The organism is Streptomyces sp. RG80 (assembly GCF_040446465.1).
Lineage (GTDB): Bacteria > Actinomycetota > Actinomycetes > Streptomycetales > Streptomycetaceae > Streptomyces.
The window spans coordinates 841,190-865,176 of the sequence record NZ_JBEAAJ010000003.1 but is presented as its reverse complement, the minus strand read 5'-3'; the positions used below and the strand labels follow the sequence as shown (position 1 = coordinate 865,176).

21 protein-coding genes and 2 pseudogenes are annotated in these 23,987 nt (G+C 70.2%); 4 read left to right on the top strand and 19 right to left on the bottom strand.

Going from position 1 to position 23,987, the window contains the following annotated elements; all coding sequences use genetic code 11:
- Together ABKA17_RS13955 and ABKA17_RS13950 are read left to right on the top strand one after the other, a co-directional pair.
- Positions 1–169, top strand: a pseudogene (locus ABKA17_RS13955) (formyl-CoA transferase); the annotation flags it as partial.
- A gap of 129 nt (positions 170–298) precedes the next feature.
- Positions 299–1,684, top strand: a complete 1,386-nt coding sequence (locus ABKA17_RS13950) for an OFA family MFS transporter (RefSeq protein ID WP_353692313.1) — start codon at positions 299–301, stop codon at positions 1,682–1,684.
- 97 nt (positions 1,685–1,781) lie between these two features.
- Here ABKA17_RS13950 and ABKA17_RS13945 read toward each other — a convergent pair whose 3' ends face one another.
- From ABKA17_RS13945 to ABKA17_RS13855, 19 genes and pseudogenes are all read right to left on the bottom strand, one after another.
- Positions 1,782–2,819 carry a sugar phosphate isomerase/epimerase family protein gene (locus ABKA17_RS13945; RefSeq protein WP_353692312.1) on the bottom strand — a complete coding sequence of 346 codons (1,038 nt, stop codon included), beginning with the start codon at positions 2,817–2,819 and terminating at the stop codon, positions 1,782–1,784.
- A 119-nt stretch (positions 2,820–2,938) separates the two neighbouring features.
- On the bottom strand, positions 2,939–4,405 hold the full coding sequence (locus ABKA17_RS13940; protein ID WP_353692311.1) for an alkaline phosphatase family protein: 1,467 nt from the start codon (positions 4,403–4,405) through the stop codon (positions 2,939–2,941).
- On the bottom strand, positions 4,402–5,562 hold the full coding sequence (gene eboE / locus ABKA17_RS13935) for a metabolite traffic protein EboE (RefSeq protein ID WP_353692310.1): 1,161 nt from the start codon (positions 5,560–5,562) through the stop codon (positions 4,402–4,404). Before eboE ends, ABKA17_RS13940 begins: the two co-directional genes overlap by 4 nt.
- A 3-nt stretch (positions 5,563–5,565) precedes the next feature.
- Positions 5,566–6,441 carry a TatD family hydrolase gene (locus ABKA17_RS13930; protein WP_353692309.1) on the bottom strand — a complete coding sequence of 292 codons (876 nt, stop codon included), beginning with the start codon at positions 6,439–6,441 and terminating at the stop codon, positions 5,566–5,568.
- Positions 6,441–7,145, bottom strand: coding sequence for an EboA domain-containing protein (locus ABKA17_RS13925; protein WP_353692308.1), 705 nt, complete (start codon positions 7,143–7,145; stop codon positions 6,441–6,443). Before ABKA17_RS13925 ends, ABKA17_RS13930 begins: the two co-directional genes overlap by 1 nt.
- Positions 7,142–8,086 carry a sugar phosphate isomerase/epimerase family protein gene (locus tag ABKA17_RS13920; protein ID WP_353692307.1) on the bottom strand — a complete coding sequence of 315 codons (945 nt, stop codon included), beginning with the start codon at positions 8,084–8,086 and terminating at the stop codon, positions 7,142–7,144. Before ABKA17_RS13920 ends, ABKA17_RS13925 begins: the two co-directional genes overlap by 4 nt.
- A gap of 59 nt (positions 8,087–8,145) precedes the next feature.
- Positions 8,146–8,286: pseudogene (locus ABKA17_RS13915) on the bottom strand (inositol-3-phosphate synthase); the annotation flags it as partial.
- Positions 8,287–8,460: 174 nt separating this feature from the next.
- Positions 8,461–9,798 carry a ThuA domain-containing protein gene (locus ABKA17_RS13910; protein ID WP_353692306.1) on the bottom strand — a complete coding sequence of 446 codons (1,338 nt, stop codon included), beginning with the start codon at positions 9,796–9,798 and terminating at the stop codon, positions 8,461–8,463.
- A 41-nt stretch (positions 9,799–9,839) separates the two neighbouring features.
- Complete coding sequence (locus ABKA17_RS13905) at positions 9,840–10,838, bottom strand: sugar phosphate isomerase/epimerase family protein (protein WP_353692305.1); 999 nt, start codon at positions 10,836–10,838, stop codon at positions 9,840–9,842.
- Positions 10,839–10,852: 14 nt separating this feature from the next.
- On the bottom strand, positions 10,853–12,055 hold the full coding sequence (locus ABKA17_RS13900) for a Gfo/Idh/MocA family protein (protein ID WP_353692304.1): 1,203 nt from the start codon (positions 12,053–12,055) through the stop codon (positions 10,853–10,855).
- A gap of 83 nt (positions 12,056–12,138) precedes the next feature.
- Complete coding sequence (locus ABKA17_RS13895) at positions 12,139–13,176, bottom strand: substrate-binding domain-containing protein (protein WP_353692303.1); 1,038 nt, start codon at positions 13,174–13,176, stop codon at positions 12,139–12,141.
- Between the two features lie 17 nt (positions 13,177–13,193).
- On the bottom strand, positions 13,194–14,213 hold the full coding sequence (locus tag ABKA17_RS13890; RefSeq protein ID WP_353692302.1) for an ABC transporter permease: 1,020 nt from the start codon (positions 14,211–14,213) through the stop codon (positions 13,194–13,196).
- Positions 14,210–15,727 carry a sugar ABC transporter ATP-binding protein gene (locus ABKA17_RS13885; protein WP_353692301.1) on the bottom strand — a complete coding sequence of 506 codons (1,518 nt, stop codon included), beginning with the start codon at positions 15,725–15,727 and terminating at the stop codon, positions 14,210–14,212. Before ABKA17_RS13885 ends, ABKA17_RS13890 begins: the two co-directional genes overlap by 4 nt.
- A gap of 331 nt (positions 15,728–16,058) precedes the next feature.
- Complete coding sequence (locus ABKA17_RS13880; protein WP_353692348.1) at positions 16,059–17,240, bottom strand: ROK family transcriptional regulator; 1,182 nt, start codon at positions 17,238–17,240, stop codon at positions 16,059–16,061.
- Between the two features lie 193 nt (positions 17,241–17,433).
- On the bottom strand, positions 17,434–18,114 hold the full coding sequence (locus ABKA17_RS13875) for a GntR family transcriptional regulator (RefSeq protein ID WP_353692300.1): 681 nt from the start codon (positions 18,112–18,114) through the stop codon (positions 17,434–17,436).
- Between the two features lie 128 nt (positions 18,115–18,242).
- Complete coding sequence (locus tag ABKA17_RS13870; RefSeq protein ID WP_353692299.1) at positions 18,243–19,190, bottom strand: beta-ketoacyl-ACP synthase III; 948 nt, start codon at positions 19,188–19,190, stop codon at positions 18,243–18,245.
- A 150-nt stretch (positions 19,191–19,340) separates the two neighbouring features.
- Positions 19,341–19,478 carry an MFS transporter small subunit gene (locus tag ABKA17_RS13865; RefSeq protein WP_353692298.1) on the bottom strand — a complete coding sequence of 46 codons (138 nt, stop codon included), beginning with the start codon at positions 19,476–19,478 and terminating at the stop codon, positions 19,341–19,343.
- The gene (locus tag ABKA17_RS13860) at positions 19,444–20,781 is read right to left on the bottom strand and encodes an OFA family MFS transporter (RefSeq protein ID WP_353692297.1); all 1,338 of its coding nucleotides are present in this window, start codon (positions 20,779–20,781) and stop codon (positions 19,444–19,446) included. Before ABKA17_RS13860 ends, ABKA17_RS13865 begins: the two co-directional genes overlap by 35 nt.
- A complete protein-coding gene (locus ABKA17_RS13855) occupies positions 20,778–21,023 on the bottom strand; it encodes a hypothetical protein (protein ID WP_353692296.1) in 246 nt (81 codons plus the stop codon). The genes ABKA17_RS13860 and ABKA17_RS13855 overlap by 4 nt, the downstream gene beginning before the upstream one ends.
- Before the next feature lie 73 nt (positions 21,024–21,096).
- Between ABKA17_RS13855 and ABKA17_RS13850 the strand changes: the two genes are divergently transcribed.
- On the top strand, positions 21,097–22,068 hold the full coding sequence (locus tag ABKA17_RS13850) for a 2-dehydropantoate 2-reductase (protein WP_353692295.1): 972 nt from the start codon (positions 21,097–21,099) through the stop codon (positions 22,066–22,068).
- Positions 22,065–23,984, top strand: a complete 1,920-nt coding sequence (locus ABKA17_RS13845) for a molybdopterin oxidoreductase family protein (RefSeq protein WP_353692294.1) — start codon at positions 22,065–22,067, stop codon at positions 23,982–23,984. The genes ABKA17_RS13850 and ABKA17_RS13845 overlap by 4 nt, the downstream gene beginning before the upstream one ends.
- The last annotated feature ends 3 nt before the right edge of the window (positions 23,985–23,987 follow it).

Below are 23,987 nucleotides of genomic sequence, written 5' to 3'. Positions count from 1 at the left end.
CCAACGCGGCACCTACACCACCGTCGGCAACCCCCTCAAACTCTCCGACTCCCCCACCCACATCACCCCCTCCCCCCTCCTGGGCCAACACACCGAAGAAATCCTCATCGGCGAACTCGGCCTCGGCGACGAGGAATTGCGCCTGCTGAAGTCGAGCGGGGTGATCTGACGTGACGTGACCGAGCAAGGGGCCAAACCGACGGTGCGCGTCGCCCGGCCCCTGGATCCATGCGCGCACGAAAGGCATTTGGACAGGGGGCGCTGGCCAGATCTTTCGACGCAAGGAGTGCTTGAGCAGATGACAACGATCGACTACTCGACGTCCGTCCCGTACCGGGAGGTGACGGACCACAACGGCCGCATGTACCGCGTCGGTGAGACCGACATCGACATCATGGGCCGTAAACGCAAGTGGATGGTCATCCTGCCGTGGATCGGCATGATGGGCATCAGCTCGGCGGAGTACGCGTTCGCGTCCGCCGAGGACACCCTGCACATCGCACACGGCTGGAACGACGGACACATCTTCTGGATGCTCGGCGTCTGGGTGTTCTCCCAGGCGGCGGTCGCCTTCCCGGCCGGAAAGCTCAGGGAGAGCGGCAAGTTGCCCGCGCGTTGGGCGATGATCCTCGGCGCGGTCGGCACCCTGCTCGGATATCTGTCCCTCGCGTTCGCGCCGCATGTGGTCGTCGCCTACGTCGGGTTCGGCATGTTCAGCGGTATGGGCGCCGGAATGGTCTACGCGACCTGTGTGAACATGGTCGGCAAGTGGTATCCGGAGCGAAAGGGAGGCAAGACCGGATTCGTCAACGGCGGATTCGCCTACGGTTCCGTGCCGTTCGTCTTCCTCTTCACCAGCTACATGGACCTGACGAACTTCCGCTGGGTGCTCGTCTCGGTCGGTGTCTTCCTGGCCACGGCGGTGGCGGTGGCCGGCTCCTTCTTCAAGGACCCGCCGAAGAACTGGTGGCCGGCCGACGTCGACCCGCTGAGCCCGCCGGACGACCCCCGTGCCCGGCGCGCCCTGGCCATGAACCCGCCTGCCGTACGGCAGTACACCCCGGGCGAGGCCTGGCGGACCGGGCGGGTCGCGCTGATGTGGTTCTGCCTGCTGTGCACCTCGGGCGTGAACATCTTCGGTATCGCCTTCCAGGTCGACATAGGCGAGGAAGCCGGTTTCGCGGGCGGGATCGTCGCGACGGCCATGTCGATGAAGGCCATCGTCAACGGCACCGGGCGCGGCGTGATCGGCTGGCTGTCGGACCGTTACGGACGTAAGCGGTGCCTGATCTTCGTCTGTGTCGTCCTCGGCCTTTCGCAGTACGGCATCCTGTGGTCCGCCGACATGAAGAACCTCCCGTTGTTCCTGCTCTTCTCCAGCATCTCCGGATTCGGCGGTGGCGCCATCTTCCCGATGTTCGCGGCGATGACGGCGGACTACTTCGGCGAGAACAACAACGCCTCCAACTACGGCCTGGTCTACAGCTCCAAGCTCGTTTCCGGACTTCTCGGAGCCGGAATGGGCAAGGTCGTGGTCGACAACTGGGGACACAGCGGCGCGTTCACGCTGGCCGGCTCGATCTCTCTGTTCGCCGCGTGCATCGCACTGTTCCTGACACCGCCGGGCCGACCGAAGAAGGAGGTCAAGGCCAACCCGCTGCCGATCAGCCGGGAGACGGACTGAGCCCGGTCCCCGGGCCGGATCGACCACGCGGCATTGCAGTCCAAGCAGGCGCCCGGCCGGAATCTTCCCGGCCGGGCGCCTGCTTGACGCGACGTGGCTATTCGCCGCACTTCTCCCTGAGCGAGTGCAGGTGCTTGCTGGAGCGGCGGGCGAAGGTGAACGACTCGGTGGGCTGGTCGTGTTCGGCCTGCCAGTGGTGGGCGAACCGCTCACCGCGCAGCCGCGTCACGGCGGAGATGAACCGCCGGTAGTCGATGTCGCCGTCACCGACGTCGGTCATGCGGTACCCGTAGGTGTTCGTGGGGTCGTTCACGCCGTCCTTGACGTGGAAGAGCGGGTAGCGGTGGGGCTGTTCGAGGACGTAGTCGAGAGGCTCGAACGGCGCGGCGCTGCCGTCGGGCCGCTTGGAGAAACGGAACTGGCCCGAGTACGCCCAGAAGATGTCCATCTCCAGGAACACCAGGTCGGGGTCGGTCTCGGCGAGCAGGACGTCGTAGAGCCGGACCTTGGGATTGTCGGTGGCGAAGGAGAACTCCTCGGAGTGGTTGTGCTGGTAGAACTTCATGCCGCGCGCCCTGGCCGCCGCGCCGTAGGTGTTGAACTCCTCCGCCGCGCGCTTCCAGGCGTCGACGGTGGAGCCGTAGCGGAACGGCCCCGAGGCGGTGCCGATGTGCTTGAGGCCGAGGGCCTGGGCGTCGTCGAGGACCTTGGTGAGGTTCTGGGCGAAGGTGTAGGCGTTCGGGTCGTCGGAGTAGTAGCCGACGTGGCTGCCGATCGGGTTCAGGCCGTGGTTCCTGGCCAGCCGCTTGAGCTGGGCGAGGGTGATCGGGCCGGCCGAGCCCTGGGTGTAGCCGGCGAACTCGACCTCGTCGTAGCCGTACTTCGCCAACTCGGCGAAGACGGGGGCGAAGCCGAGGGTGGAGACCTTGTCGCGGAGGCTGTAGAGCTGGATGCCGAGGCGACCGGGCGGCAGGACGGGGCGGCCGCGTCCGGCGGCGGACGCCGTGGTCGCGGTGGCGGGGCCGGCGGCGGCGCCCACGAGCGCGGCGGCGGTGGCGCCCGCGGCCACACCGAGCATGCCTCGTCTGGTGAGGCGGTGGGTGAGTTCGGGATCGGGCCGGGAGATACGGCTCATGCGTGGGGCTCCTCGGTGTCGGAGGGCGTTGTCAGTGGCGGGTGCTTCACTGGGGACCAGTCGCAGAAGACCGGTCGGACGGGGCCGGTGGTGAGGTGTGGGCCGGTGGTGACGGCCGGTCAGTCGAGGCCGGCCAGTCGGAGCAGGAGTGCTTTCACATCGGTGGCCGCGACGCGGTCACCGACAGCTCGGGGGGTGGAGCAGATGAGGAGCGGACCTTCGTCGTCGCTCGCGGGGAGACGGCCGTGGCTGCCGCGAACAGGTGACGGATCCAGAGGTACGACCGCCATGCGGTAGCGCAGACCGAGCTTCTTGCGGGCCAGCGCCGTCGCCGCCTTGACCTTCACGTAGGGGTCGAGCGGATCCATGAAGAGTTCGACCGGGTCGTAGCCGGGTTTGCGGTGGATCTCGACGAGTCGCGCGAAGTCGGGCGCGCGGGCGTCGTCGAGCCAGTAGTAGTACGTGAACCAGGCGTCCGGCTCCGCGACGGCGACGAGCTCGCCGGAGCGCGGGTGGTCGAGGTGGTGGGTCTTCTTGCCCTCGTCGTCGAGGAGTCGCTCGATGCCGGGCAGAGTGGCGAGGGCCTCGCGGGTGGCGTCCAGGTCCTCGGGGCGGCGTACGTAGACGTGGGCGAGCTGGTGGTCGGCGACCGCGAAGGCGCGGGAGGCCATCGGGTCGAGGTACTCCATGCCGTCCTGGGTGTGCACTTCCAGCAGTCCGGCGCGGCGCAGGGCGCGGTTGATGTCGACGGGACGGCTGACCCGGGTGATGCCGTACTCGGACAGCGCGACGACGGTACGGCCCTCGGCGCGGGCGTCGTCCAGGAGCGGGGCCAGGGCCCGGTCCAGGTCGGCGGCGGCCTTCAGGGCGCGCGGGTCGCCGGGGCCGAAGCGTTGCAGGTCGTAGTCGAGATGAGGGAGGTAGCAGAGGGTCAGGTCGGGGTGGCGGGTGGCCATGATGTGGCGGGTGGCGTCGATGATCCACCGGCTGGAGACCAGGTCGGCGCCGGGTCCCCAGAAGTGGAAGAGGGGGAAGGTGCCGAGTTTCTCGGTGAGTTCGTCGTGCAGGGCCGGGGGCCGGGTGTAGCAGTCGGGTTCCTTGCGGCCGTCGGAGTAGTAGATCGGACGGGGGGTGACGGTGATGTCGGTGTCGGCGCCCATGGCGTACCACCAGCAGATGTTGGCGACGGTGTAGCCGGGGTGGGCGCGGCGGGCGGCGTCCCACAGCTTGTCGCCGGCGACCAGGCCGTTGTGCTGTCGCCACAGGAGTACGTCGCCGAGTTCGCGGAAGTACCAGCCGTTGCCGACGATGCCGTGCTCCGCCGGGTGGGTGCCGGTCAGGAAGGTGGACTGGGCGGCGCAGGTGACGGCGGGCAGGACGGTGCCGAGCGGGGCGTGGGAGCCCGTCTGGGCGAGGGTCTTGAGGTGGGGCATGTGGTCGAGGAGGCGGGGGGTGAGGCCGACGACGTCGAGGACGAGGAGCGGGGTGGGACCGGGGTCGGCCTGCTCGGTGGCGGCGTCGTCGTGGGTGCTCCTGGAGACCTGGCCGGGCTGGTCGGCGGCCGGTGCGGCGTCGTGGGTGCTCATGGGAGCTCCTTCAGGCCGAGGTCCGTCAACAGGTCCCGGGCGAGGGTGAGTTCGGCGGCGATGCCGTCGGCGAGCTGGGTCCGGCCGCGGGGGCGCAGCTCGGTCGGGAGGGCCTGCCAGGTGTAGGTCTCGACCTCCAGATGGCGGGTGAGCGGGTGCGGTCCGCCGACCAGCCGGGTCAGCGCGGTCTCGAGGACGGGGAGGGTGGAGGTGAGGGGTGCGGCGGGGGACGCGTGCAGCGGGACGTGGAAGTGGGCGCGCCAGGGGCTCGCGTCGGGCAGCGTGTCGCCGCTGAGGGCCTCGCCGAGGTCGTCGGTGCCGCGCAGGCCGGCGGCGGTGGCCGTGCGGGTCTGGTGCAGGAAGCGGGGTTCGTCGAAGGCCGCGAGGGCCGCGCGGACCTCGGGGAGATGGGGGTGCTCGGCGTGCAGGGCCGCCGAGAGCTGGGACTTGACGATGGTGACGCCGGCGGCGGTGAGGGCGTCGACGGCGGTGTGCGGGTCTTCGAAGGAGGTGGCGAGGTGGCAGGTGTCGACGCAGACGCCGATCCGGGGGTGGGCGATCGCGGTGAGCGGGGCGAGGGCGTCATGGGTGGTCTCCACGACACAGCCGGGTTCGGGCTCAAGGCCGACGCGGAGGGATTTCCCGGTCAGCTCCTCCAGGGCGTCGAGGCGTTCGGCGAGGGTGCGCAGGGCCTTCTCGGCGCGGGCGGCGTCGTGGGCGGTGCGCCAGGCCAGCGGCAGGGTGGAGATGCTGCCCTCGGTGACGTCGTCGGGGAGCAGTCCGGCCAGGACCCGGGCGAGGGCGGTGGTGTGCTCCAGGCGTTCGGGGTCGGCCCAGTCCGGCTTGTAGACGCGGTACTTGACCTCCTCGGCGCCGAACCCCTCGTAGGGGAAGCCGTTGAGGGTGACGACCTCCAGGCCGCGCCGGTCGAGTTCGGCGCGCAGGGTGCGCAGGGCGGACGGGTCGGAGTCGAGGGTGCGGGCCGCGTCGGCGGCCAGCCACAGGCCGATGCCGAGGCGGTCCCGGCCGAGGCGGCGGCGGACGGGCTCGCAGTGCTCGCGGAGCTGGGCGAGGACGCCGTCGAGGGTTTCGGCGGGGTGGACGTTGGTGCAGTAGGCGAGGTGGACGGTGGAACCGTCGGGGTGGCGGAAGCGCATCCTCTACTCGCCCCCGCGCAGGATCGAGTTGCCCTCGTGGGTGGCCCCTCTCGCCCCGGCGGCCCCGGTGTCCGTGGTGCCCTCGGCGTCGAGGGTGAGGCGGCCGCTGAGTCCGTAGAAGGCGACGGGGTTGCGCCACAGCACCAGGTCGACGTCGTCCTCGCCGAAGCCGCTCGCCAGCATGGCGTCCGCGACTGCGCGGGTCTTGAGGGGGTCGCTCTTCCCCCAGTCCGCGGCGGAGTTCACCAGCACCTTCTGCGGGCCGTACTCCTTCAGGATCGCGACCATCCGCTCCTCGTCCATCTTGGTGTCCGGATAGACGGAGAAGCCCAGCCAGCAGCCGCTGTCCCTGGCCTCCTCGACGGTGGTCTCGTTGAGGTGGTCGACCAGGACGTGGTCGGTGGGCAGCGCGGACTCCCGGACGACGTCGAGGGTGCGGCGCAGGCCGACGAGCTTGTCGCGGTGCGGGGTGTGCACGAGGGCGGGCAGTTCGTGGTCGGCGGCGAGCTGGAGCTGGGCGGCGAGGGCGGTGTCCTCGGCGGGGGTCATGGAGTCGTAGCCGATCTCCCCGACGGCGACGACCTGGTCCTTGACGAGATAGCGGGGCAGTTCGTCGAGGACGGGCACGCAGCGCGGGTCGTTGGCCTCCTTGGGGTTGAGGGCGATCGTGCAGTGGTGGGCGATGCCGTACTGGGCGGCGCGGAAGGGCTCCCAGCCGAGGAGGGAGTCGAAGTAGTCGAGGAAGGAGGCGGGCGAGGTGCGGGGCTGGCCGAGCCAGAAGGCGGGCTCGACGAGGGCGCGGACGCCGGCGGCGTGCATGGCCTCGTAGTCGTCGGTGGTGCGCGAGGTCATGTGGATGTGGGGGTCGAAGATGCGCATCAGCGCTGCTCCTTGGACTCGGGCGGCGCGGCTCGGGTCAGGGCCAGCGCGCGATGGAGGTCGTCGGGCACAGCACGCCCCGCGGCGGTGCGTTCGGCGGCGTAGTCGCCGAGCATGCGGGCGAGTTCGGCGTCGGAGTGGGCGCGGCGGTCCAGTTCTGACACGGCGTCTACGGGTACGCCGGTGAAGAGGCACTTCAGGACGGCGTGCCGCCACTGGTGGGGGTCGAGGTGGCGGGCGGCGTAGGGGCCGACGGCGGCGGTGACGAGCCGGGTGTCGTTGGTGCGCAGGGCGTCCTCGACGAGCGGCAGTGCCTCCGGGCCCGGCACGAGGTGAGGCAGGGCGTGCAGGACGGCGCGGCGTTCGGCGGCGGTGCCCTGCCGGTAGACGCGGGTGAGGGCGGCGGTGTCGGCGCGGGCCGCGTGCAGGATGAGGACGCGGGCGGCGTCGGCGTGCTCGGACCCGCAGCGCCGCCCGGCCTCGGCAAGGCGCAGCTCCCACACCGAGATGGGTCCGTGGATGCCGGGGTGGGCGGCCGCCTCGTCGAGGGCCCGGCCGAGCCAGGCACGGGCGGCGCCGGCGAGGCGGGAGTCGAGGAGGGCGCGCAGGGCCGCGGGCGGGATGCGGGCCTCGGTGTCCACGATGTCCACCGTGTCCGCGGTGGAGGTGCCCGGGGTGGCCGGGGTGGTGTGGGCGTGGGTCATGCGGTACTCCCTTCAGGGGTGGCGGAGGGATCGCCAGGGGGTGGGGCGGGGGGTGCCGTCGCTCGGTGGAGGAAGGGCAGGGACTGTTCGGCGAAGTGGGGGCCCGCGTGGGAGTGGCGGGGCAGTTCGACGACGGTGAGTCCCCGGTATCCGGTGTCGGCCAGGGCCGTCAGGACGGAAGGGAAGTCGATCTCGCCCTCGCCGAGGGGGAGGTGCTCGTGGACGCGGCGGCGCATGTCCTCGATCTGGACGTGCCGCAGCCAGGGCGCGGCATCGCGTACGCAGTCGGCGGGCGGGCGGGGTTCGAGGCACTGGCAGTGGCCGATGTCGAGGGTCAGACCGAGGGGTTCGGGGTCGCCGAGTTCCCGGCGGAGTCGGTGGAAGTCGGCGAGGGTGGCGAGGAGGTGGCCGGGTTCCGGCTCGATGGCGAGGGGCACGCGGGCGGTGGCGGCGGCTTCCACGACCGGGGTGAGGGCTTCGGCGAGGCGCTTCCAGGCCGTGTCGGGGTCGGTGCCCGCCGGGGTGATCCCGCTGAAGCAGTGCAGGGCGTAGGCGCCGAGGTCGGCGGCGACCCGGACCGCTCGGACCAGGAGGTCCACTCGGCGGGCCCGGTCGTCGGGGTCGGCGTCGAGGAGGGAGGGCCCGTGCTTGCGGCGCGGGTCCAGGACATAGCGGGCCCCGGTCTCCACGGCGACGTCCAGCCCGAGCGCGTCCAGTCGCCGGGCCACGCGAGCGGTGCGGGCGGCCAGGTCCGGGGCGAGCGGGTCGAGGTGCATGTGGTCGAGGGTCAGGCCGACGCCGTCGTAGCCGAGGTCGGCGAGCAGGCCCAGGGCGTCGTCGAGGCGTAGGTCGGTGAGGCCGTTGGTTCCGTAGCCGAAGCGGAGGGGGGTGGTGGGGCGGGAGCGTTCGGTGGAGGCGGCCGTTGTCCGTCGCGGGCTCATCGCGGCTCTCCCGGCTCCGTCGTACGACCCGTCGTGCGGCCGGGACCAACGGCCGCCTCGGGGCTCTCGGTGACGAGGCCGGTCGGCGGGTTCAGGCCCGCGATGGCGGCGGCGCGGCCCGCCACAACGGTGGTGGCGACGGAGCCGCGCGCCCCGGTCGGCCAGACCCCTGCGCGGCCTGAGGAAACGGACGCGGTCATGGGCAGCCTCCTTGTCGAACGCGTCGTGGATGAACCCCATGTGCGGGCAACCCTGTTGAAGGGCAACCTCGTTGAGGCGCGGCCCTGTTGAGGCGATGCCCGCTCGAGGGACGCCCGGGGGCCGGGGTGGAAAAGACGGCGGGCGGGGGTCCGGCGTCCCCCGCCCGCCGCCGCTCAGCCGCCCTTGCCGGGCAGTTCCTTGATCCGGACGTTCCGGAAGGACACCTGGTCGTCGGCTCCGTGGTTCTGTATGCCGAGGTGACCGTCGCGCAGGCTCCGGGCCGGATCGGTGTTGGTGAAGTCGTTGATCTTCACGCCGTTGAGCCAGACGCGGAGCCGTTCGCCCTCGACGCGGATCTCGTACGTGTTCCACTCCCCCGGCGGGTTCAGCGCGCGGTCGCGCTTCTTCAGGTCGGCGGAGCGGAAGCCGTAGACGGACCCGGTCGTCTTCTCGGGTACGTCGGTGGCGTCGATCTGGATCTCGTAGCCGTTGTTCACGGCCGACCACGGATCGTCCGAGGGCGGGAAGCCCACGAACACACCGGAGTTGTCGTCGCCGGCCATCCTCCAGTCGAGCTTCAGCGAGTACGCGCCGAAGCCGGAGCCGGCGTACCAGAGCATGCCCATGCCGCCGGTCGACGTGATCGTGCCGTTGTCGTCCAGGGTGAAGGAGCCCGGGCCCGCCTGCCGCCAGTCGTCGAGCGAGGCGGCCGTGCCGTCGAACAGCGGACGGTATCCGTTCTCCGGTCGACAGTCGGCCTGTACGTCGCCGATCGCATACAGGATTCCGCCGGCGAGGTGCCGACGGAACACGGGATCCGCGTACGACTCCTTCGTGTGGCCGCCGCCGGTGTAGAAGGCGCGGCCGCCCTGGTAGTTCTGGCACCAGGCGATCGGATGGTCGCCGTTCATGGTGCCGCCGGTGTACGAGGTCTCGTCGAGCGAGGCGAGGACGTGGGCCCGCTCCCGGGGGTTGGAGCGGTAGTTGTACCACTCGTCGGTCCGGTTCCAGGTCTGTTCCAGGGCCGAGGTCGCCGGGTGGGCGTGGTCCTCGACGTCGACCGTGGCGGGCTGGATCGCCGGGTGCGACTGGAAGTAGGCGCCGGCGAGGCCGCCGTAGAACGCCCAGTCGTACTCGGTGTCGGCGGCGGCATGGATGCCGACGTAGCCGCCTCCGTGTCTGATGTAGCCCTCGAACGCCCTCTGTTGCGCGGTGTTCAGCACGTCACCGGTCGTCGACAGGAAGACGACCGCGTCGTACCGACGGAGGTTGCCGGAGGTGAAGGTCGCGGCGTCCTCCGTGGCGTCGACCGAGAAGCCGCTCGTCTCACCGAGCTGCTTCAGCGCGGTGACGCCGTCGGGGATGGAGTCGTGCCGGAAGCCGGCCGTCTTGGAGAAGACCAGCACCCGTTTCCCGTCGTCCCCGCCTTGCGAGGCAGCGGGGCCGGAGACACAGCCCAGGAGCACGGCGGCGCCGACAACTGCCGTGGTGAGTCGGTTGGTTGAGCGCATCGCGGGTACCTCCTCTCAGCCGGAAGTGAGTTGACGCACCATCAGTTGCCGAACGCCGCGTCGAACGAGGCCGACGGCGGCTCGAAGTCGTACGCCTTGAGGGTCTTCAGGGCCTCCGGGGCGCCCTGCAGCCGGTCCATGCCGGCGTCCTCCCACTCGACCGAGACGGGGCCCTGGTAGTCGATGGAGCGCAGCATCCGGAAGACGTCCTCCCAGGGGACGTCGCCGTGTCCGGCGGAGACGAAGTCCCAGCCGCGGCGCGGGTCGCCCCAGGGCAGGTGGGAGCCGAGGCGGCCGTTGCGGCCGTCGAGGCGTTTGCGGGCCTCCTTGCAGTCCACGTGGTAGATGCGGTCGCGGAAGTCGTAGAGGAAGCCGACGGGGTCGAGGTCCTGCCAGACGAAGTGGGAGGGGTCGAAGTTGAGGCCGAAAGCCGGTCGACGGTCGACTGCATCCAGTGTGCGGACGGTCGTCCAGTAGTCGTAGGCGATCTCGCTCGGGTGGACCTCGTGCGCGAACCGCACGCCCTCCGCGTCGAAGACGTCCAGGATCGGGTTCCAGCGTGTCGCGAAGTCCTCGTAGCCGCGTTCGATCATCGACTCGGGGGCGGGCGGGAACATGGCGACCAGGTGCCAGATCGAGGAGCCGGTGAAGCCGATGACGGTGTCGACTCCGAAGGCGGCGGCGGCCCGGGCGGTGTCCTTCATACGGTCCGCGGCGCGCTGTCGTACCCCTTCCGGGTCCCCGTCGCCCCAGATGGCGGCCGGCAGGATCGCCTGGTGGCGTTCGTCGATGATGGCGTCGCAGACGGCCTGGCCGACGAGGTGGTTGGAGACGGCCCAGCACTTCAGGCCGTACTTCTCCAGGAGTTGGTGGCGGGAATTGATGTACGTCGGGTCGGCGAGGGCCTTGTCGACCTCGAAGTGGTCCCCCCAGCAGGCGAGTTCGAGTCCGTCGTAGCCGAAGTCGCGGGCCAGACGGCAGACCTCTTCGAGCGGGAGGTCCGCCCACTGACCGGTGAAGAGCGTGAAGCTGCGCGGCATGTCGTGTCGCCTCCTCAGACGGCTATGGGCGTGTAGACGGAGTTCTTCTCGGCGCTCTCCTCGACCGCCGCCAGTACTCGTTGAACCTGGAGCCCGTCGGCGAAGGAGGGTTCGGGTTGACGGCCCTCGGCGATGGCGTGGACGAGGTCGCGGGCCTGGTGGACGAAGGTGTGCTCGTAGCCGAGGCCGTGGCCGGGCGGCCACCAGGCGTCCAGGTAGGGGTGGTCGGGTTCGGTGACGAGGATGCGGCGGAAGCCGGCGTGTGTGCCGGGCTCGGTGCCGTCGTGGTACGAGAGCTCGTTGAGGCGCTCCAGGTCGAAGGCCAACGAGCCGCGCTGGCCGTTGAGTTCGATGCGCAGCGCGTTCTTGCGTCCGGTGGCGTACCGGGTGGCCTCGAAGGAGGCGAGGGCGCCGGAGGTGAAGCGGCCCGTGAACAGGGCTGCGTCGTCCACAGTGACCTGGCCGGTGCCGGCGGCGGACACGGCGGACAGTCCGCTGGTGGCGCCGACGGGCAGGGGGCGTTCCCGTACGAAGGTCTCCATGAGCGCGGAGACCCCCGCGAGCCGTTCCCCCGCCAGGTACTGGGCGAGGTCGATGATGTGCGCCCCCAGGTCGCCGAGCGAGCCCGAGCCGGCGTGCTCCTTGCGCAGCCGCCAGGTGAGGGGGAACTCCGGGTCCACCAGCCAGTCCTGAAGGTACGTCACCCGGATGTGCCGCAGCTTGCCCAGGCGGCCGTCGGCGACCATGCCGCGGGCGAGCGCGGTGGCGGGCACGCGACGGTAGTTGAAGCCGACCATCGCCAACTGACCGCGCGCATACGCCTCTTCGGCCGCCGCCACCATCACGGAGGCCTCCTCCACCGTGTTGGCGAGGGGCTTCTCACACAGTACGTGCTTGCCCGCGGCGAGGGCCGCGACGGCGATCTCGGCGTGGCTGTCGCCGGGGGTGCAGATGTCGACGAGGTCGACGTCGTCCCGGGCGATCAGCGCCCGCCAGTCGGTCTCGGCCGCCGCCCAGCCGTGCCGGTCGGCCGCGGCCCGCACGGCGACCGGGTCGCGCCCGCAGATCGCGGACAGGACCGGCTGCCTGGGGAGGTCGAAGACGCGGCCCGCGGTGCGCCAGCCCTGCGAGTGGGCGGCGCCCATGAAGGCGTAGCCGACCATGCCGACCCGAAGTGGCGGCTTCTCGGCGCCTTCTGACTGCTGCGGCTGTGCCATGCGCAATGTCCTCCTCGTCGTCGTGGCGCGGTGGGGGGTGCCTTCCGCCCGACGGCCCTTCCCGGCGCGTCGGGCGGAACGCCTCACTTGAAGCCGGTGGACATGTACTGGTCGACGTTGGTCTTGTCGACGACGGCCGAGTAGAGCGTGAGCGACGCGGGGATCTCGAACTCGGCGAGACCGCCGATCCCCTTGCTCTGGCCGAGGGCGCGGGCGAGGTCGATCGCGGAGGCGGCCATGGTCGGCGGGTACAGGACGGTCGCCTTGAGGACGCCGTCGTCCTGCTTGATGGCCTGGAACGCGGAGAGCGCGCCCGCGCCGCCGACCATCAGGAAGTCGTCCCGCCCGGCCTGCTCGATGGCCCGCAGCGCGCCCACGCCCTGGTCGTCGTCGTGGTTCCACAGCGCGTCGAACTTCGACTGCGCCTGCAGGAGTTGGGCCATCTTCGCCTGCCCGGACTCCACGGTGAACTCGGCCGCCTGCCGGGCCACCTTCTTGATGTTCGGGTAGTTCTTCAGCGCGTCGTCGAAGCCCTTGGTGCGCTGCTGGGTCAGTTCCAGGTTGTCCAGGCCGGCCAGTTCGATGACCCGGGCGTCGGACTTCCCCTTGAGCTTCTCGCCGATGTAGTGCCCGGCGTTGAGGCCCATGCCGTAGTTGTCGCCGCCGATCCAACAGCGGTACGCCTGCGGGGTGTTGAAGATCCGGTCGAGGTTGACGACCGGGATGCCCGCGCGCATCGCCTTCAGACCGACCTGGGTGAGGGCCTTGCCGTCGGCGGGCAGCACCACCAGGACGTCGACCTTCTTGTTGATCAGGGTCTCGATCTGGCCGATCTGGGCGGCCGTGTCGTTGGAGCCCTCGGTGATCTCCAGGGTGACGTCCGAGTACTTCTTGGCGCGGGACTTGGCGTTGTCGTTGATCGCGTTGAGCCAGCCGTGGTCGGCCTGCGGACCGGCGAAACCGATCGTGACCTGCTTGCCCGGCTTGTCGTCGGCGGCCGGCTGGTCGTTGGCGGCGGGCTCGTCGTCCGACTCGTTACTCGTGCAACCTACAAGGACGGCACCCGCGGAAACGGCGGCGGCACCGAAGAGCAGTCCTCTGCGTGTGGGGAGCTGTGGCATGGCGGTGAACCCTTTCCTCAGGTCGTGCTTGCGGTACGGCGCTGGACCAGCACGGCGGCGACGATGATCGCGCCCTTGGCGATCTGCTGGACGTCGCTCTGCAGGTTGTTCAGGGCGAAGATGTTGGTGATCGTGGTGAAGATCAGGACTCCGAGCACGGAGCCGGTGATGGTGCCGCGGCCGCCGCTGAGCAGGGTGCCGCCGATGATCGCGGCGGCGATGGCGTCGAGCTCGTAGAGGTTGCCGTTGGTGTTCTGGCCCGAGCCCGACAGGATGATCAGCAGGAAGGCGGCGATACCGCAGCACAGTCCGGACAGCAGGTAGAGGTAGAGGCGTTGGCGGCGTACGTCGATGCCGGCGAGCCGGGCGGCCTCCGCGTTGCCGCCGACGGCGACCGTGCGGCGGCCGAAGGTGGTGCGGTTGAGGACCAGCCAGCCGATGATCGTGACGACGGCGAAGACCATGACGAGCGGCGGGATCCCGAGCACGTACGCGTCGCGCAGACCGAGGTCCAGGACGCTGTCGACGGTGACGATCTGGGTCTTGCCGTCGGTGATCTGGAGGGCGAGGCCGCGCGCCGAGGCGAGCATGGCGAGCGTAGCGATGAAGGGGACCATTCCGCCGTACGCGATGAGCAGTCCGTTGACCAGGCCGCAGCCGAGGCCCACGAGCACGGCGGTGAGCAGGATGCCGCCGAAGCCGTACTCCTGGGTGGCGACCGTGGTCGCCCACACGGAGGCGAGGGCGACGATCGCGCCGACGGACAGGTCGATGCCGCCCGACATGATCACGAAGGTCATGCCGACCGTGACGACGCCGATCACGGAGCCCTGGGTGAGGACGAGTTGGAGGTTGCGGGTGTCGAGGAACTCGTCCGGCTTGGTGATCCCGCCGACCAGGATCAGCGCGGCGAGGACTCCGAGCAGGGAGAGGGTACGGACGTCGACGCGGGACAGCAGTCCGCGCCAGGCGTCGGGGCGGTCCGCGGGGGCGGTCTTTCCGGTGCCGTCCCGGGGCGGGGAGACGTGCTGCGTCATGACGCCGGGCTCCCTTCCATGACGAGGTCGAGTACGCGGTGTTCGTCGAGTTCGCGGGCGGGGGCGGTGTGGACGACGCGGCCCTCGCGCAGCACGAGCACGCGGTCGGCGAGGCCGAGGACCTCGGGCACCTCGCTGGAGACGAGCAGGACGGCGAGGCCTTCGTCGGCGAGTCGACGGACGACTGCATACAGTTCACTGCGGGCGCCGACGTCGACGCCGCGGGTCGGTTCGTCGAGCAGCAGCACCCGGCAGCCGCGCAGCAGCCAGCGGGCCAGGACGGCCTTCTGCTGGTTGCCGCCGGACAGGGTGCGGACGGGGGCCGTGGGGTTGTCGGGCCGCAGGGACAGTTCGCGGGTCGCCGCCCGGGCCGCACCCAGTTCGACGCCCCGGTCGATCCAGCCGCCGCGCGAGAAACGGGACATGGAGGAGACCGAGACGTTGCGGGTGACGGACTCCAGCATCAGCAGCGCCTGCGCCTTGCGCTCCTCGGGAGCGAGGCCGAGGCCGGCGCGGACGGCCGCGCGGACGCTGCCGGGCTTGAGCGGGCGGCCGTCGACCAGGACCTGGCCGGAGGTCGGCTTCCGCGCACCGTATACAGTCTCCAGTATTTCGGATCGTCCGGAGCCGACGAGCCCGGCCAGTCCGACGATCTCGCCCGGGTGCAGGGTGAGGTCGAGCGACTCGAACTCACCCTCCCTGGCGAGGCCCTTGACCTCCAGGACCGGCGTCCCCGCGGGGGCCGTGACCGGGCGGTCCGGGAAGACGTACTCCACGTTCCGTCCCGTCATCAGCGCCACGACCTCACGGGTCGGCGTCGCCTTCGCGGGCAGTCCGCCGGCGACCGCCCGGCCGTCCTTCAGCACGGTCACCCGGTCACCGATCCGGCGAATCTCCTCCAGCCGGTGGGAGATGTAGACGACGGCGACGCCGTCGGCGGTCAGGTCACCGACGATCCGGAAGAGGTTGTCGACCTCGTCCGGGTCGAGCGCGGCGGACGGTTCGTCCATCACGATGAGCCGCACCTCGTGGGAGAGCGCCCGCGCCATGGAGACGATCTGCTGCTGGGCCGCCGACAACTCCCCTACCAGACGGGCCGGATCGATCTCGGGGTGACCGAGTCGCTTCAGCAGCGCGCCGGCCGACGCGCGGGCGGCCTTGCCGCGTACGACGAATCCGGCCGTCGTGGGTTCGTGGCCGAGGTGGACGTTCTCGGCGACCGAGAGGTGCTCCACCAGGTCGAGTTCCTGGTAGATCGTGGCGATGCCGAGGCGCATGGCGGCGATCGGCGAGCGCAGCGTGACCGGCTCGCCGCGCCAGGAGATGGTGCCGTCGTCGGGCTGGTGGGCGCCCGCCAGAACCTTGATGAGGGTGGACTTGCCGGCCCCGTTCTGGCCGAGCAGACAGTGCACTTCACCGGCCTGGACGTCGAGGTCGACGCCGTCGAGGGCCCGGACTCCGGGGAACGACTTGGTGATGCCGGACATGCTGAGGAGCGCTGGTTCTGGTGCCATGTGTGATTCCCCTCGGCTGGCGTACGGGCCGGTTCAGGGCAGGGCGGAGCGAGGCAGGGCACTGCGGCGAGGATCGTGCCGGTGAGCTGCGGCGGACCAGTGGCTTGCGCGGGCTTGCGTGGGGCCGTGCGGACTGACGTAGGACTGGATCGGAATGATGTTGGTGTGCGGACTGACGTTGGCGGTGCGGGCTGACGTAGGACCGGTTGAACTGGCTTGGGGCCGTGTGGAGTTGGATGGACCGATCGGGTTGACGCGGACCCGTTGCGGCGGGCGTAGGCCCGCTACGACATGCGCGGACCTGTTACGACGTGCGCGACCGCGTGCCGGCCTACGCGGGTGAGAACAGGTGGTCGCTGATCAGTCGGGCCGCGCCGATGACGCCGGCGGTGGGGCCCAACTCCCCCAGAACGATGGGTAGGTTGCCGGTCGCCAGGGGCAGCGACTGGCGGTAGACCTGGGTACGGATCGCGGCGAGCAGGGTGTGGCCGAGGCCGGTCACCCCGCCACCGATCACCACCAGGCCGGGATTGAAGAAGCTGACCAGGCCCGCGATGACCTGCCCGGTACGGTTGCCGCCCTCACGGATGAGGTCGAGGGCGGTGGCGTCGCCGGCGGCGGCCGCCGCGGCGACGTCCACGGCGGTCAGGGTGCCGTTCGTCTCCAGCCGGGAGGCGAGTTCGGCGGAGCGCCCCTGCTGGGCCGCCTCGATGGCGTCCCGGGCGAGGGCCGCCCCGCTGAAGTGGGCTTCCAGGCAACCCTGGTTGCCGCAGGCGCAGGGCCGGCCGTCGGGCACGGCCTGGATGTGTCCGATGTCGCCGGCGCTGCCCGTCGTACCGCGGTAGACCTCACCGCCGACGACGATGCCGCACCCTATACCGGTGCCGATCTTGACGCAGAGGAAGTCACCCACGGAACGTGCGACGCCCGCGTGCTGCTCCCCCATCGCCATCAGGTTCACGTCGTTGTCGACCATGACCGGGCAGCCCAGTTCCTGGCTGAGCGCCTCGCGCACCGGGAACCCGTCCCAGCCCGGCATGATCGGCGGCGCGACCGGCACGCCCTCGGGGAAACGGACCGGGCCCGGGACGCCGATACCGGCGCCGTCGAAACCCTCCGCGAGTCCCGTCGCCCTCAACTTGGCGGCCATGGACAGGACTTGCTCGAAGACCGCGACCGGGCCCTCGCGGACGTCCATGGGCTGGTTGAGGTGCCCCAGGATCTCCAGTTCGGCGTTGGTGACCGCGACGTCGACCGAGGTCGCGCCGATGTCCACGCCGAGGAAACGCAGGTTGGGGGCGAGCCGGATGTTGTGGGAGCGGCGGCCGCCGCGCGAGGCGGCGAGTCCGTCGGCCACGATCAGGCCCGTCTCCAGCAGCCGGTCCACCTCCACGGCCAGCTTCGACCGCGACAGATCGACCTGATCGCCCAGCTGCGCACGGGAGTTGGGACCCCCGTCGCGCAACAGCTTCAGCAGCCGGGCCTGATGACCGTTCGCGGGTCGCGCCGTCATACGTCTCACGAGCCCCTCCCCGCCTTGATCGGCCGCCAACTGTCGGGCTTTGGAGTGGAACGTAGCAGCGGCTGCCGAACCTGGGAAGAATCTGTGCACGATTTACCGACGACTTTCTCCACTCGCAGGACAAAGCCGGGTGACAAATGCCGCGGCGGGGCGGAGACGCCTCAGCCTGATGGAAGGGCAGCGCTCAGGACTTGGCGCGGGCGTGGTACGAGCGCCTCGTGTGCTCGGTGTGTTCACGCATGAGATGCATCGCGCGCTCCTGGTCGCCGAAGGCGATCGCGGTGATCAGCTCCTCGTGCTCGTCCCAGGACTGGCGCCCGCGCTGCCGGGCGATCGGAGCGTAGTACCAGCGCACCCGACGGTCGACCTGTGCCGCGAGCTCGGCGAGTACGGCGTTGCCCGCGAGCTCCATGATCTTCGCGTGGAAACGGGCGTTGAGGAGCACCGCGGCGTCGACGTCGTCGGCGGCGACGGCCTCCAGTCCCTGCCGGTAGATCTCGCTCAGGGCGTCGGTGCCGGCCTGAGAGGAGTTCACCGCGGCGAGTCGGGCGGCCTCCGCCTCCAACAACGTACGCACCGTCAGGAGTTGGTCCGCCTCCTCCTCCGTCGGCTCATGCACGAACGCACCCTGAGCAGGCCGCAGATCCACCCACCCCTCAGTGTTCAACCGCTGCAACGCCTCCCGCACCGGCTGCCGCGACACCCCCAGATGACCCGCCAACTCACTCTCCACCAAATGCTGACCAGGCTGCAGAGCACGCGTCGTGATCAACTCCAGCAACGCCTCATACACACGATCACGCAACGGACCGGGGCGCTCGAGCTTGGGCACCGCACCCTGCGGCAGTCCTGGCGTCGACAACATCGGTCGGGTCCCCCTGGGGTGGCTGTGGTCGGGCAGTGGCTGTGAATTGTCTTTCGTCTACAGCCTACGGCGGACCGTAGCCACCCCGTCACCGAGTCGACCGCGTCACACTCTGCCGTACCGCCCGGTCACGGGCAGCGGACGACCTGACCGGCGTACGACAGGTTGCCGCCGAACCCGAAGAGCAGCACCGGGTCACCGGCGGAGAGGGCGCCCTGCTCGACGAGCTTGGAGAAGGCGAGCGGAATGCTGGCCGCGGAGGTGTTACCCGATTCGGCGACGTCGCGCGCGACGACGGCGTTGACGGCGCCGATCTTCGCGGCGAGCGGCTCGATGATCCGCAGGTTGGCCTGGTGCAGAACGACCCCGGCGAGCTCCTCGGGCGCGAGGCCCGCCCGCTCGCAGGCCTTGCGTGCGAGCGGCGGCAGCTGGGTGGTCGCCCAGCGGTACACGCTCTGCCCCTCCTGCGCGAACCGCGCGGGCTGCCCCTCGATGCGCACCGCGTGCCCCATCTCCGGCACCGAACCCCACAGCACGGGCCCGATCCCGGACTCGTCGCCCGGACCGCAGGCTTCCACGACGGCGGCCCCCGCCCCGTCGCCGACGAGCACACAGGTCGTGCGGTCGGTCCAGTCGGTCACGTCGGTCATCTTGTCGGCGCCGATGACCAGCGCCCGGGTCGCGCCGCCCGCCCGCACGGTGTGGTCGGCGGTCGCCAGCGCGTGGGTGAAGCCCGCGCAGACCACGTTGACGTCCATCGCGGCCGGCGAGGGGATGCCGAGCCGGGCGGAGACCCGGGCGGCCATGTTCGGGGACCGGTCGACGGCGGTCGACGTGGCGACCAGGACCAGGTCGATGTCGCCGGGCGTGAGGCCCGCGGCGGCGAGCGCCTTGGCGGCGGCGTGGGCGGCGAGCTCGTCGACCGGCTCGTCGGGCCCGGCGACGTGACGCGTACGGATGCCCACCCGGCTCCTGATCCACTCGTCACTGGTGTCGACCAGTTCCGCCAGGTCCTCGTTGGTGAGCACCTTGGCGGGCTGGTAGTGGCCGAGTGCGGCGATGCGCGAGCCGATCATACGGGTGGTCCCCCTCGTTGCCTTGGGTAGCGGGATCCACCAGTCTGATCAGTGACTCGCGGGTACGACGGCAGGTGATGGAACAGGAATCGGGCGCCCGGGTTGTGGGCTTCTGTCAGACCATCGGACGCCCGAACACCTCCCGAACGCTCAGTTGGTGAACAGCTGGGTCGCCTTCTGTACGAGTTCGTACAGCCCGTAGGTGAGCGGTATCCCCACCCACAGCCAGGCGAAGGCGATCAGCGGGCGCCGGTCAGGCGGACTCTGGCTGCTGCTGTGCTCCGACATCGGCGGCCTCCCTCGGTGCGGGGATGTGGTGGCGGACATGGACGGGCCGGACCAGTTCGTTGGCGACGAAGCCGATCAGCAGCAGCCCGATCATGATGAACAGGGACATGGTGTAGAGGGAGGCGCCGTCCTTGCCGGCCTCCTCCTGCCGGTCGGCGATCCAGTTCACGATCAGTGGCCCGAGGACACCGGCCGTGGACCAGGCGGTGAGCAACCGGCCGTGGATCGCGCCGACTTGATAGGTGCCGAAGAGGTCCTTCAGATAGGCGGGGATCGTGGCGAAGCCACCGCCGTAGAAGGAGAGGATCACCAGGGCGCAGAGGATGAACAGCGGCTTGGACGAGTCGCCGACCAGCGCGATGAGCAGGTACATCAGCGCGCCCGCGCCCAGGTAGAGGCGGTAGATGTTCTTGCGGCCGATCAGGTCGGAGGTGGACGACCAGCCGATACGGCCGGCCATGTTGGCCGCCGACAGCAGTGCCACGAAGCCCGCCGCCGCCGACACTGACACCGTTGTCGAGGTGTTCTGGAAGAAGTCCGTGATCATCGGGGCGGCCTTCTCCAGGATGCCGATGCCCGCCGTCACGTTCATACAGAGCACGACCCACAGGCACCAGAACTGCGGGGTGCGTACGGCGCTGCGGGCCGAGACCTGCGGCCCTGCGAGGACGCTCGGTCCACTGTCCCCCGCGGGTTTCTCGGTGCGCGGCACTCGCACGAGCAGCACGCCCAGCGTCATGAAGACCGCATACGAAAGCCCGTGTACAAGGAACGCCAGCGCGATCCCGGAGCTGTCGGAACCGAACGACTCCAGCATCTGCGCCGACCAGGGCGAGGCGATCAGCGCGCCGCCACCGAAGCCCATGATGGCGATGCCGGTGGCCATGCCGGGCCGGTCCGGGAACCACTTGATCAGGGTCGACACCGGCGAGATGTAGCCGATACCGAGGCCTATCCCGCCCACGAAGCCGTAGCCGAGGACGATCAGCCAGTACTGCTCGGTGTACGCGCCCAGCGCGGAGAGCAGGAAGCCGGACGAGAAGCAGACCAGGGCGACGGTCATGGCCCAGCGCGGACCGTTGCGCTCCACGAGGGTGCCGCCGAACGCGGCCGACAATCCGAGCATGACGATGCCGAGTTGGAACGGCAGCGCGCTCTGTGTGCCGCTCAGCCCGAGCGCGGACTCCAGGGGCGGCTTGAACACGGACCAGGCGTACGCCTGACCGATGGAGAGGTGGACCGAGAGCGCGGCTGGGGGAACGAGCCAGCGGCTCCAGCCGGCGGGGGCGACGGGGGGACTCATGATCCCGGACGGTAGGGAGTACCGAGGACGTTGAAAAGGCGGCGCGTCGAACGTATGCGATGAACGGTATGCAGCACGCGCCGAACGGTCGGACCGGCCGGTTTCCTCGCCCAATCCACCTCGCCGGCCCGCGCCCGCACGCATTCGCCCGCGTTCACCCGCACCGACGCACTCAGGGCAGGTCTGCGCTGGAGCAGGGGTGCCGCGCCGATGTGCGAACCCTTGTCGACGAACTCGAACATACTGTAGACAATATGGAGTCGACAGGTTTCGACAGTTCCGCGGTACACCCTCGACCGAACGGAGCTCCACACAGTGAAAGTCGCCATCCTCGGCGCCGGAGCCATCGGCGCCTACGTCGGCGCAGCCCTGCACCGCGCAGGCGCCGACGTCCACCTCATCGCCCGTGGACCGCACCTCGCGGCCATGAGGCACCACGGCGTACAAGTCCACAGCCCCCGCGGCGACTTCACCGCCCACCCCCACGCCACCGACAACCCCGCCGACATCGGCCCCGCCGACTACGTCCTGCTCGGACTCAAAGCCCACTCGTACGCGGCGTGCGGGCCGCTCATCGAGCCCCTGCTCCACCAGACCACCGCCGTCATCGCCGCCCAGAACGGCATCCCCTGGTGGTACTTCCACCACCACGGCGGACCCCACGACGGCCACCGCATCCACAGCGTCGATCCCGGCGGCGCGGTCAGCGCGGTCCTCGCCCCCGAACGCGCCATTGGCTGCGTGGTCTACGCGGCCACCGAACTCGAAGCCCCGGGTGTGGTGCGACACCTGGAAGGCACCCGCTTCTCCATCGGCGAACCCGACCGGACCATCTCGGACCGCTGCCAGGCCTTCAGCGAGGCCATGCAAGCCGGCGGACTCAAATGCCCCGTCGAAACCGACCTGCGCAACGACATCTGGCTCAAACTGCTCGGCAACATCAGCTTCAACCCCATCAGCGCCCTGGCCCGCGCCACCATGCGCCAGATGTGCCACCACGGCGGCACCCGCCACGTCATCGAGACCATGATGCGGGAAACCCTCACCGTGGCCGAAGCACTGGGCTGCGAGGTCGGCATCTCCATCGAACGCCGCCTCGCCGGCGCCGAACGCGTCGGCGACCACCGCACCTCCACCCTCCAAGACCTCGAAGCCGGCAAACCCCTCGAACTCGACGTCCTCCTCGCCGCCGTCATCGAACTCGCCCACATCACCGACGTCGACGTGCCGACCCTGCGCACCGTCCACGCCCTCAGCGACCTCCTCGCCCACCGGACCGCCGCATGAGGGACCCCCGGGCGCGGGCCTGTCCACGGCTCACCCACCCGCTCGTCAGGGACGCTCGCAACGAGCCGTTGCGGAGGGCGAGTTGGGACGAGGCGTTGGACAGGGTGGCCCGCGGCCTGGAGCGCAATCGTGGCGCGTTCGGCATGCTCTCCTCCGCTCGCGCGACCAACGAGACGAACTACCTGGCGCAGAAGTTCGCCCGGGTGGTCATGGGAACGAACAACGTCGACTCCTCCGACCGTGACTGCCACGCGCCGAGTTCCGCGGCTCTCTCGGCCGTGTTCGGTTCGGGCGGTAGCACCTCCTCGTTCGAGGAGACCGAGGACACCGACGTCGTCGTGCTGTGGGGCTCCAACGCCCGCCTCACGCAACCGGTCTTCTTCCAGCACGTCCTGAAGGGCATCCGGGGCGGTGCCCGGATGTACGCGGTCGATCCGCGGCGGACACCCACCGCGCAGTGGGCGGAGGGCTGGCTGGGCCTCAACGTCGGTACCGACATCCCGCTGGCGCATGCGATCGGCAGGGAGATCATCCACGCGGGCCTGGCCAACGAGGCCTTCATCGGGCGGGCGACCAGCGGCTTCGAGGAGTACCGGGCACTGGTCGAACCGTGGACGCTGTCGCTCGCGCAGAAGGTGACGGGCGTACCGGCGTCGGCCATAAGGGAGTTGGCGCACGCGTATGCCCGAGCCGATCGGGCTCAGCTGTGCTGGACCCTCGGCGTCACCGAGCACCACAACGGCACCGACAACGTCCGTGCCCTGATCAACCTCGCCCTGCTGACCGGTCATGTCGGCCGCCCCGGCTGCGGTTTGCAGCCCCTGGGCGGCCAGAACAACGTGCAGGGCAGCGTCGACATGGGTGCCGTCCCCCACCGCCTCCCCGGCTTCCAGGACGTCCTCGACCGCGAGGCCCGGCTGCGGTTCAGGGCGGCCTGGGGCGGCGAAGTCCCGCCGCACTACGGGCTGAACCTGACGGAGATGTTCGAGGAGATGGAGGCGGGCACCCTGCGGGCCGTCCACTGCATCAGCGCGGACCCGGCGCAGTCGGCCGCGGAAAGCGAGCGGACGGTACGGCGGTTGGCGGCTCTCGACTTCCTGGTCGTGCAGGACGTCTCTCTCACCAGGACGGCGGAACTGGCGGACGTGGTCCTGCCGGCGACCGACGCCTGGGCGGAGAGCGAAGGCACAACCACCAGCGGTGAACGGCGAGTTCGACGGGTACGCAAGGCGCTCGCCCCGCCCGGCGAGACCCGCGACGACATCGACATCCTCTGCGCGCTGGCACGGCGTCTTGGCCACGAGTGGGAGTACGCCGATGCCGAGGCGGTCTGGGACGAGCTGCGGTCGCTCTCGCCGGACCATCACGGGATGACGTACGAGCATCTGGAGCGGCGGCAGGGAATCCAGTGGCCCTGTCCGAGTGCCGACCGGGTCGAACCTCCGTATCTGCACCACCGGTTGTGGGAGACCGACCCGGCCGCGCGGGGTCGGCGCGCGCCGTTCGGTCTGGTGCAACACGAACCGCCGGTCGATCTCACGGACGAGCGGTATCCGGTCCGGCTGACGACCGGGCGGCGGCTGGAGTCCTACAACTCCGTTGTGCGTAGCGGGAGTTTCGCCTCGCCGCTCCGGCGTGGCGAGTGCATCGAGCTGTGTCCGGAGGACGCCGAGCGTTACGGAGTGGTGGTCGGTGAGGAGGTGCAGATCTCCTCGCGGCGCGGCTCGGTGGTCGCGCCGGTGTGGATCGACACCGCGCTGCGGCCCGGACTCGCCTTTATGACCGTGCGCTTCCCCGACGAGGTGGACACCAACACGCTGGCAGCCGTGGCCAGTTGCCCGATCGCGGGGGCGGCGGAGTTCAAGGCGACGGCGATCCGGATCGACAAACTGCCCGTCGTGACATACGTGCCGTGACCT

Bases quoted from the DNA above. Each gene is read 5' to 3' on its own strand.
- ABKA17_RS13950 (WP_353692313.1), top strand. From the start codon at position 299: ATGACAACGATCGACTACTCGACGTCCGTCCCGTACCGGGAGGTGACG.
- ABKA17_RS13945 (WP_353692312.1), bottom strand. From the start codon at position 2,819: ATGAGCCGTATCTCCCGGCCCGATCCCGAACTCACCCACCGCCTCACC.
- ABKA17_RS13940 (WP_353692311.1), bottom strand. From the start codon at position 4,405: ATGAGCACCCACGACGCCGCACCGGCCGCCGACCAGCCCGGCCAGGTC.
- eboE (WP_353692310.1), bottom strand. From the start codon at position 5,562: ATGCGCTTCCGCCACCCCGACGGTTCCACCGTCCACCTCGCCTACTGC.
- ABKA17_RS13930 (WP_353692309.1), bottom strand. From the start codon at position 6,441: ATGCGCATCTTCGACCCCCACATCCACATGACCTCGCGCACCACCGAC.
- ABKA17_RS13925 (WP_353692308.1), bottom strand. From the start codon at position 7,145: ATGACCCACGCCCACACCACCCCGGCCACCCCGGGCACCTCCACCGCG.
- ABKA17_RS13920 (WP_353692307.1), bottom strand. From the start codon at position 8,086: ATGAGCCCGCGACGGACAACGGCCGCCTCCACCGAACGCTCCCGCCCC.
- ABKA17_RS13910 (WP_353692306.1), bottom strand. From the start codon at position 9,798: ATGCGCTCAACCAACCGACTCACCACGGCAGTTGTCGGCGCCGCCGTG.
- ABKA17_RS13905 (WP_353692305.1), bottom strand. From the start codon at position 10,838: ATGCCGCGCAGCTTCACGCTCTTCACCGGTCAGTGGGCGGACCTCCCG.
- ABKA17_RS13900 (WP_353692304.1), bottom strand. From the start codon at position 12,055: ATGGCACAGCCGCAGCAGTCAGAAGGCGCCGAGAAGCCGCCACTTCGG.
- ABKA17_RS13895 (WP_353692303.1), bottom strand. From the start codon at position 13,176: ATGCCACAGCTCCCCACACGCAGAGGACTGCTCTTCGGTGCCGCCGCC.
- ABKA17_RS13890 (WP_353692302.1), bottom strand. From the start codon at position 14,213: ATGACGCAGCACGTCTCCCCGCCCCGGGACGGCACCGGAAAGACCGCC.
- ABKA17_RS13885 (WP_353692301.1), bottom strand. From the start codon at position 15,727: ATGGCACCAGAACCAGCGCTCCTCAGCATGTCCGGCATCACCAAGTCG.
- ABKA17_RS13880 (WP_353692348.1), bottom strand. From the start codon at position 17,240: ATGACGGCGCGACCCGCGAACGGTCATCAGGCCCGGCTGCTGAAGCTG.
- ABKA17_RS13875 (WP_353692300.1), bottom strand. From the start codon at position 18,114: ATGTTGTCGACGCCAGGACTGCCGCAGGGTGCGGTGCCCAAGCTCGAG.
- ABKA17_RS13870 (WP_353692299.1), bottom strand. From the start codon at position 19,190: ATGATCGGCTCGCGCATCGCCGCACTCGGCCACTACCAGCCCGCCAAG.
- ABKA17_RS13865 (WP_353692298.1), bottom strand. From the start codon at position 19,478: ATGTCGGAGCACAGCAGCAGCCAGAGTCCGCCTGACCGGCGCCCGCTG.
- ABKA17_RS13860 (WP_353692297.1), bottom strand. From the start codon at position 20,781: ATGAGTCCCCCCGTCGCCCCCGCCGGCTGGAGCCGCTGGCTCGTTCCC.
- ABKA17_RS13855 (WP_353692296.1), bottom strand. From the start codon at position 21,023: ATGTTCGAGTTCGTCGACAAGGGTTCGCACATCGGCGCGGCACCCCTG.
- ABKA17_RS13845 (WP_353692294.1), top strand. From the start codon at position 22,065: ATGAGGGACCCCCGGGCGCGGGCCTGTCCACGGCTCACCCACCCGCTC.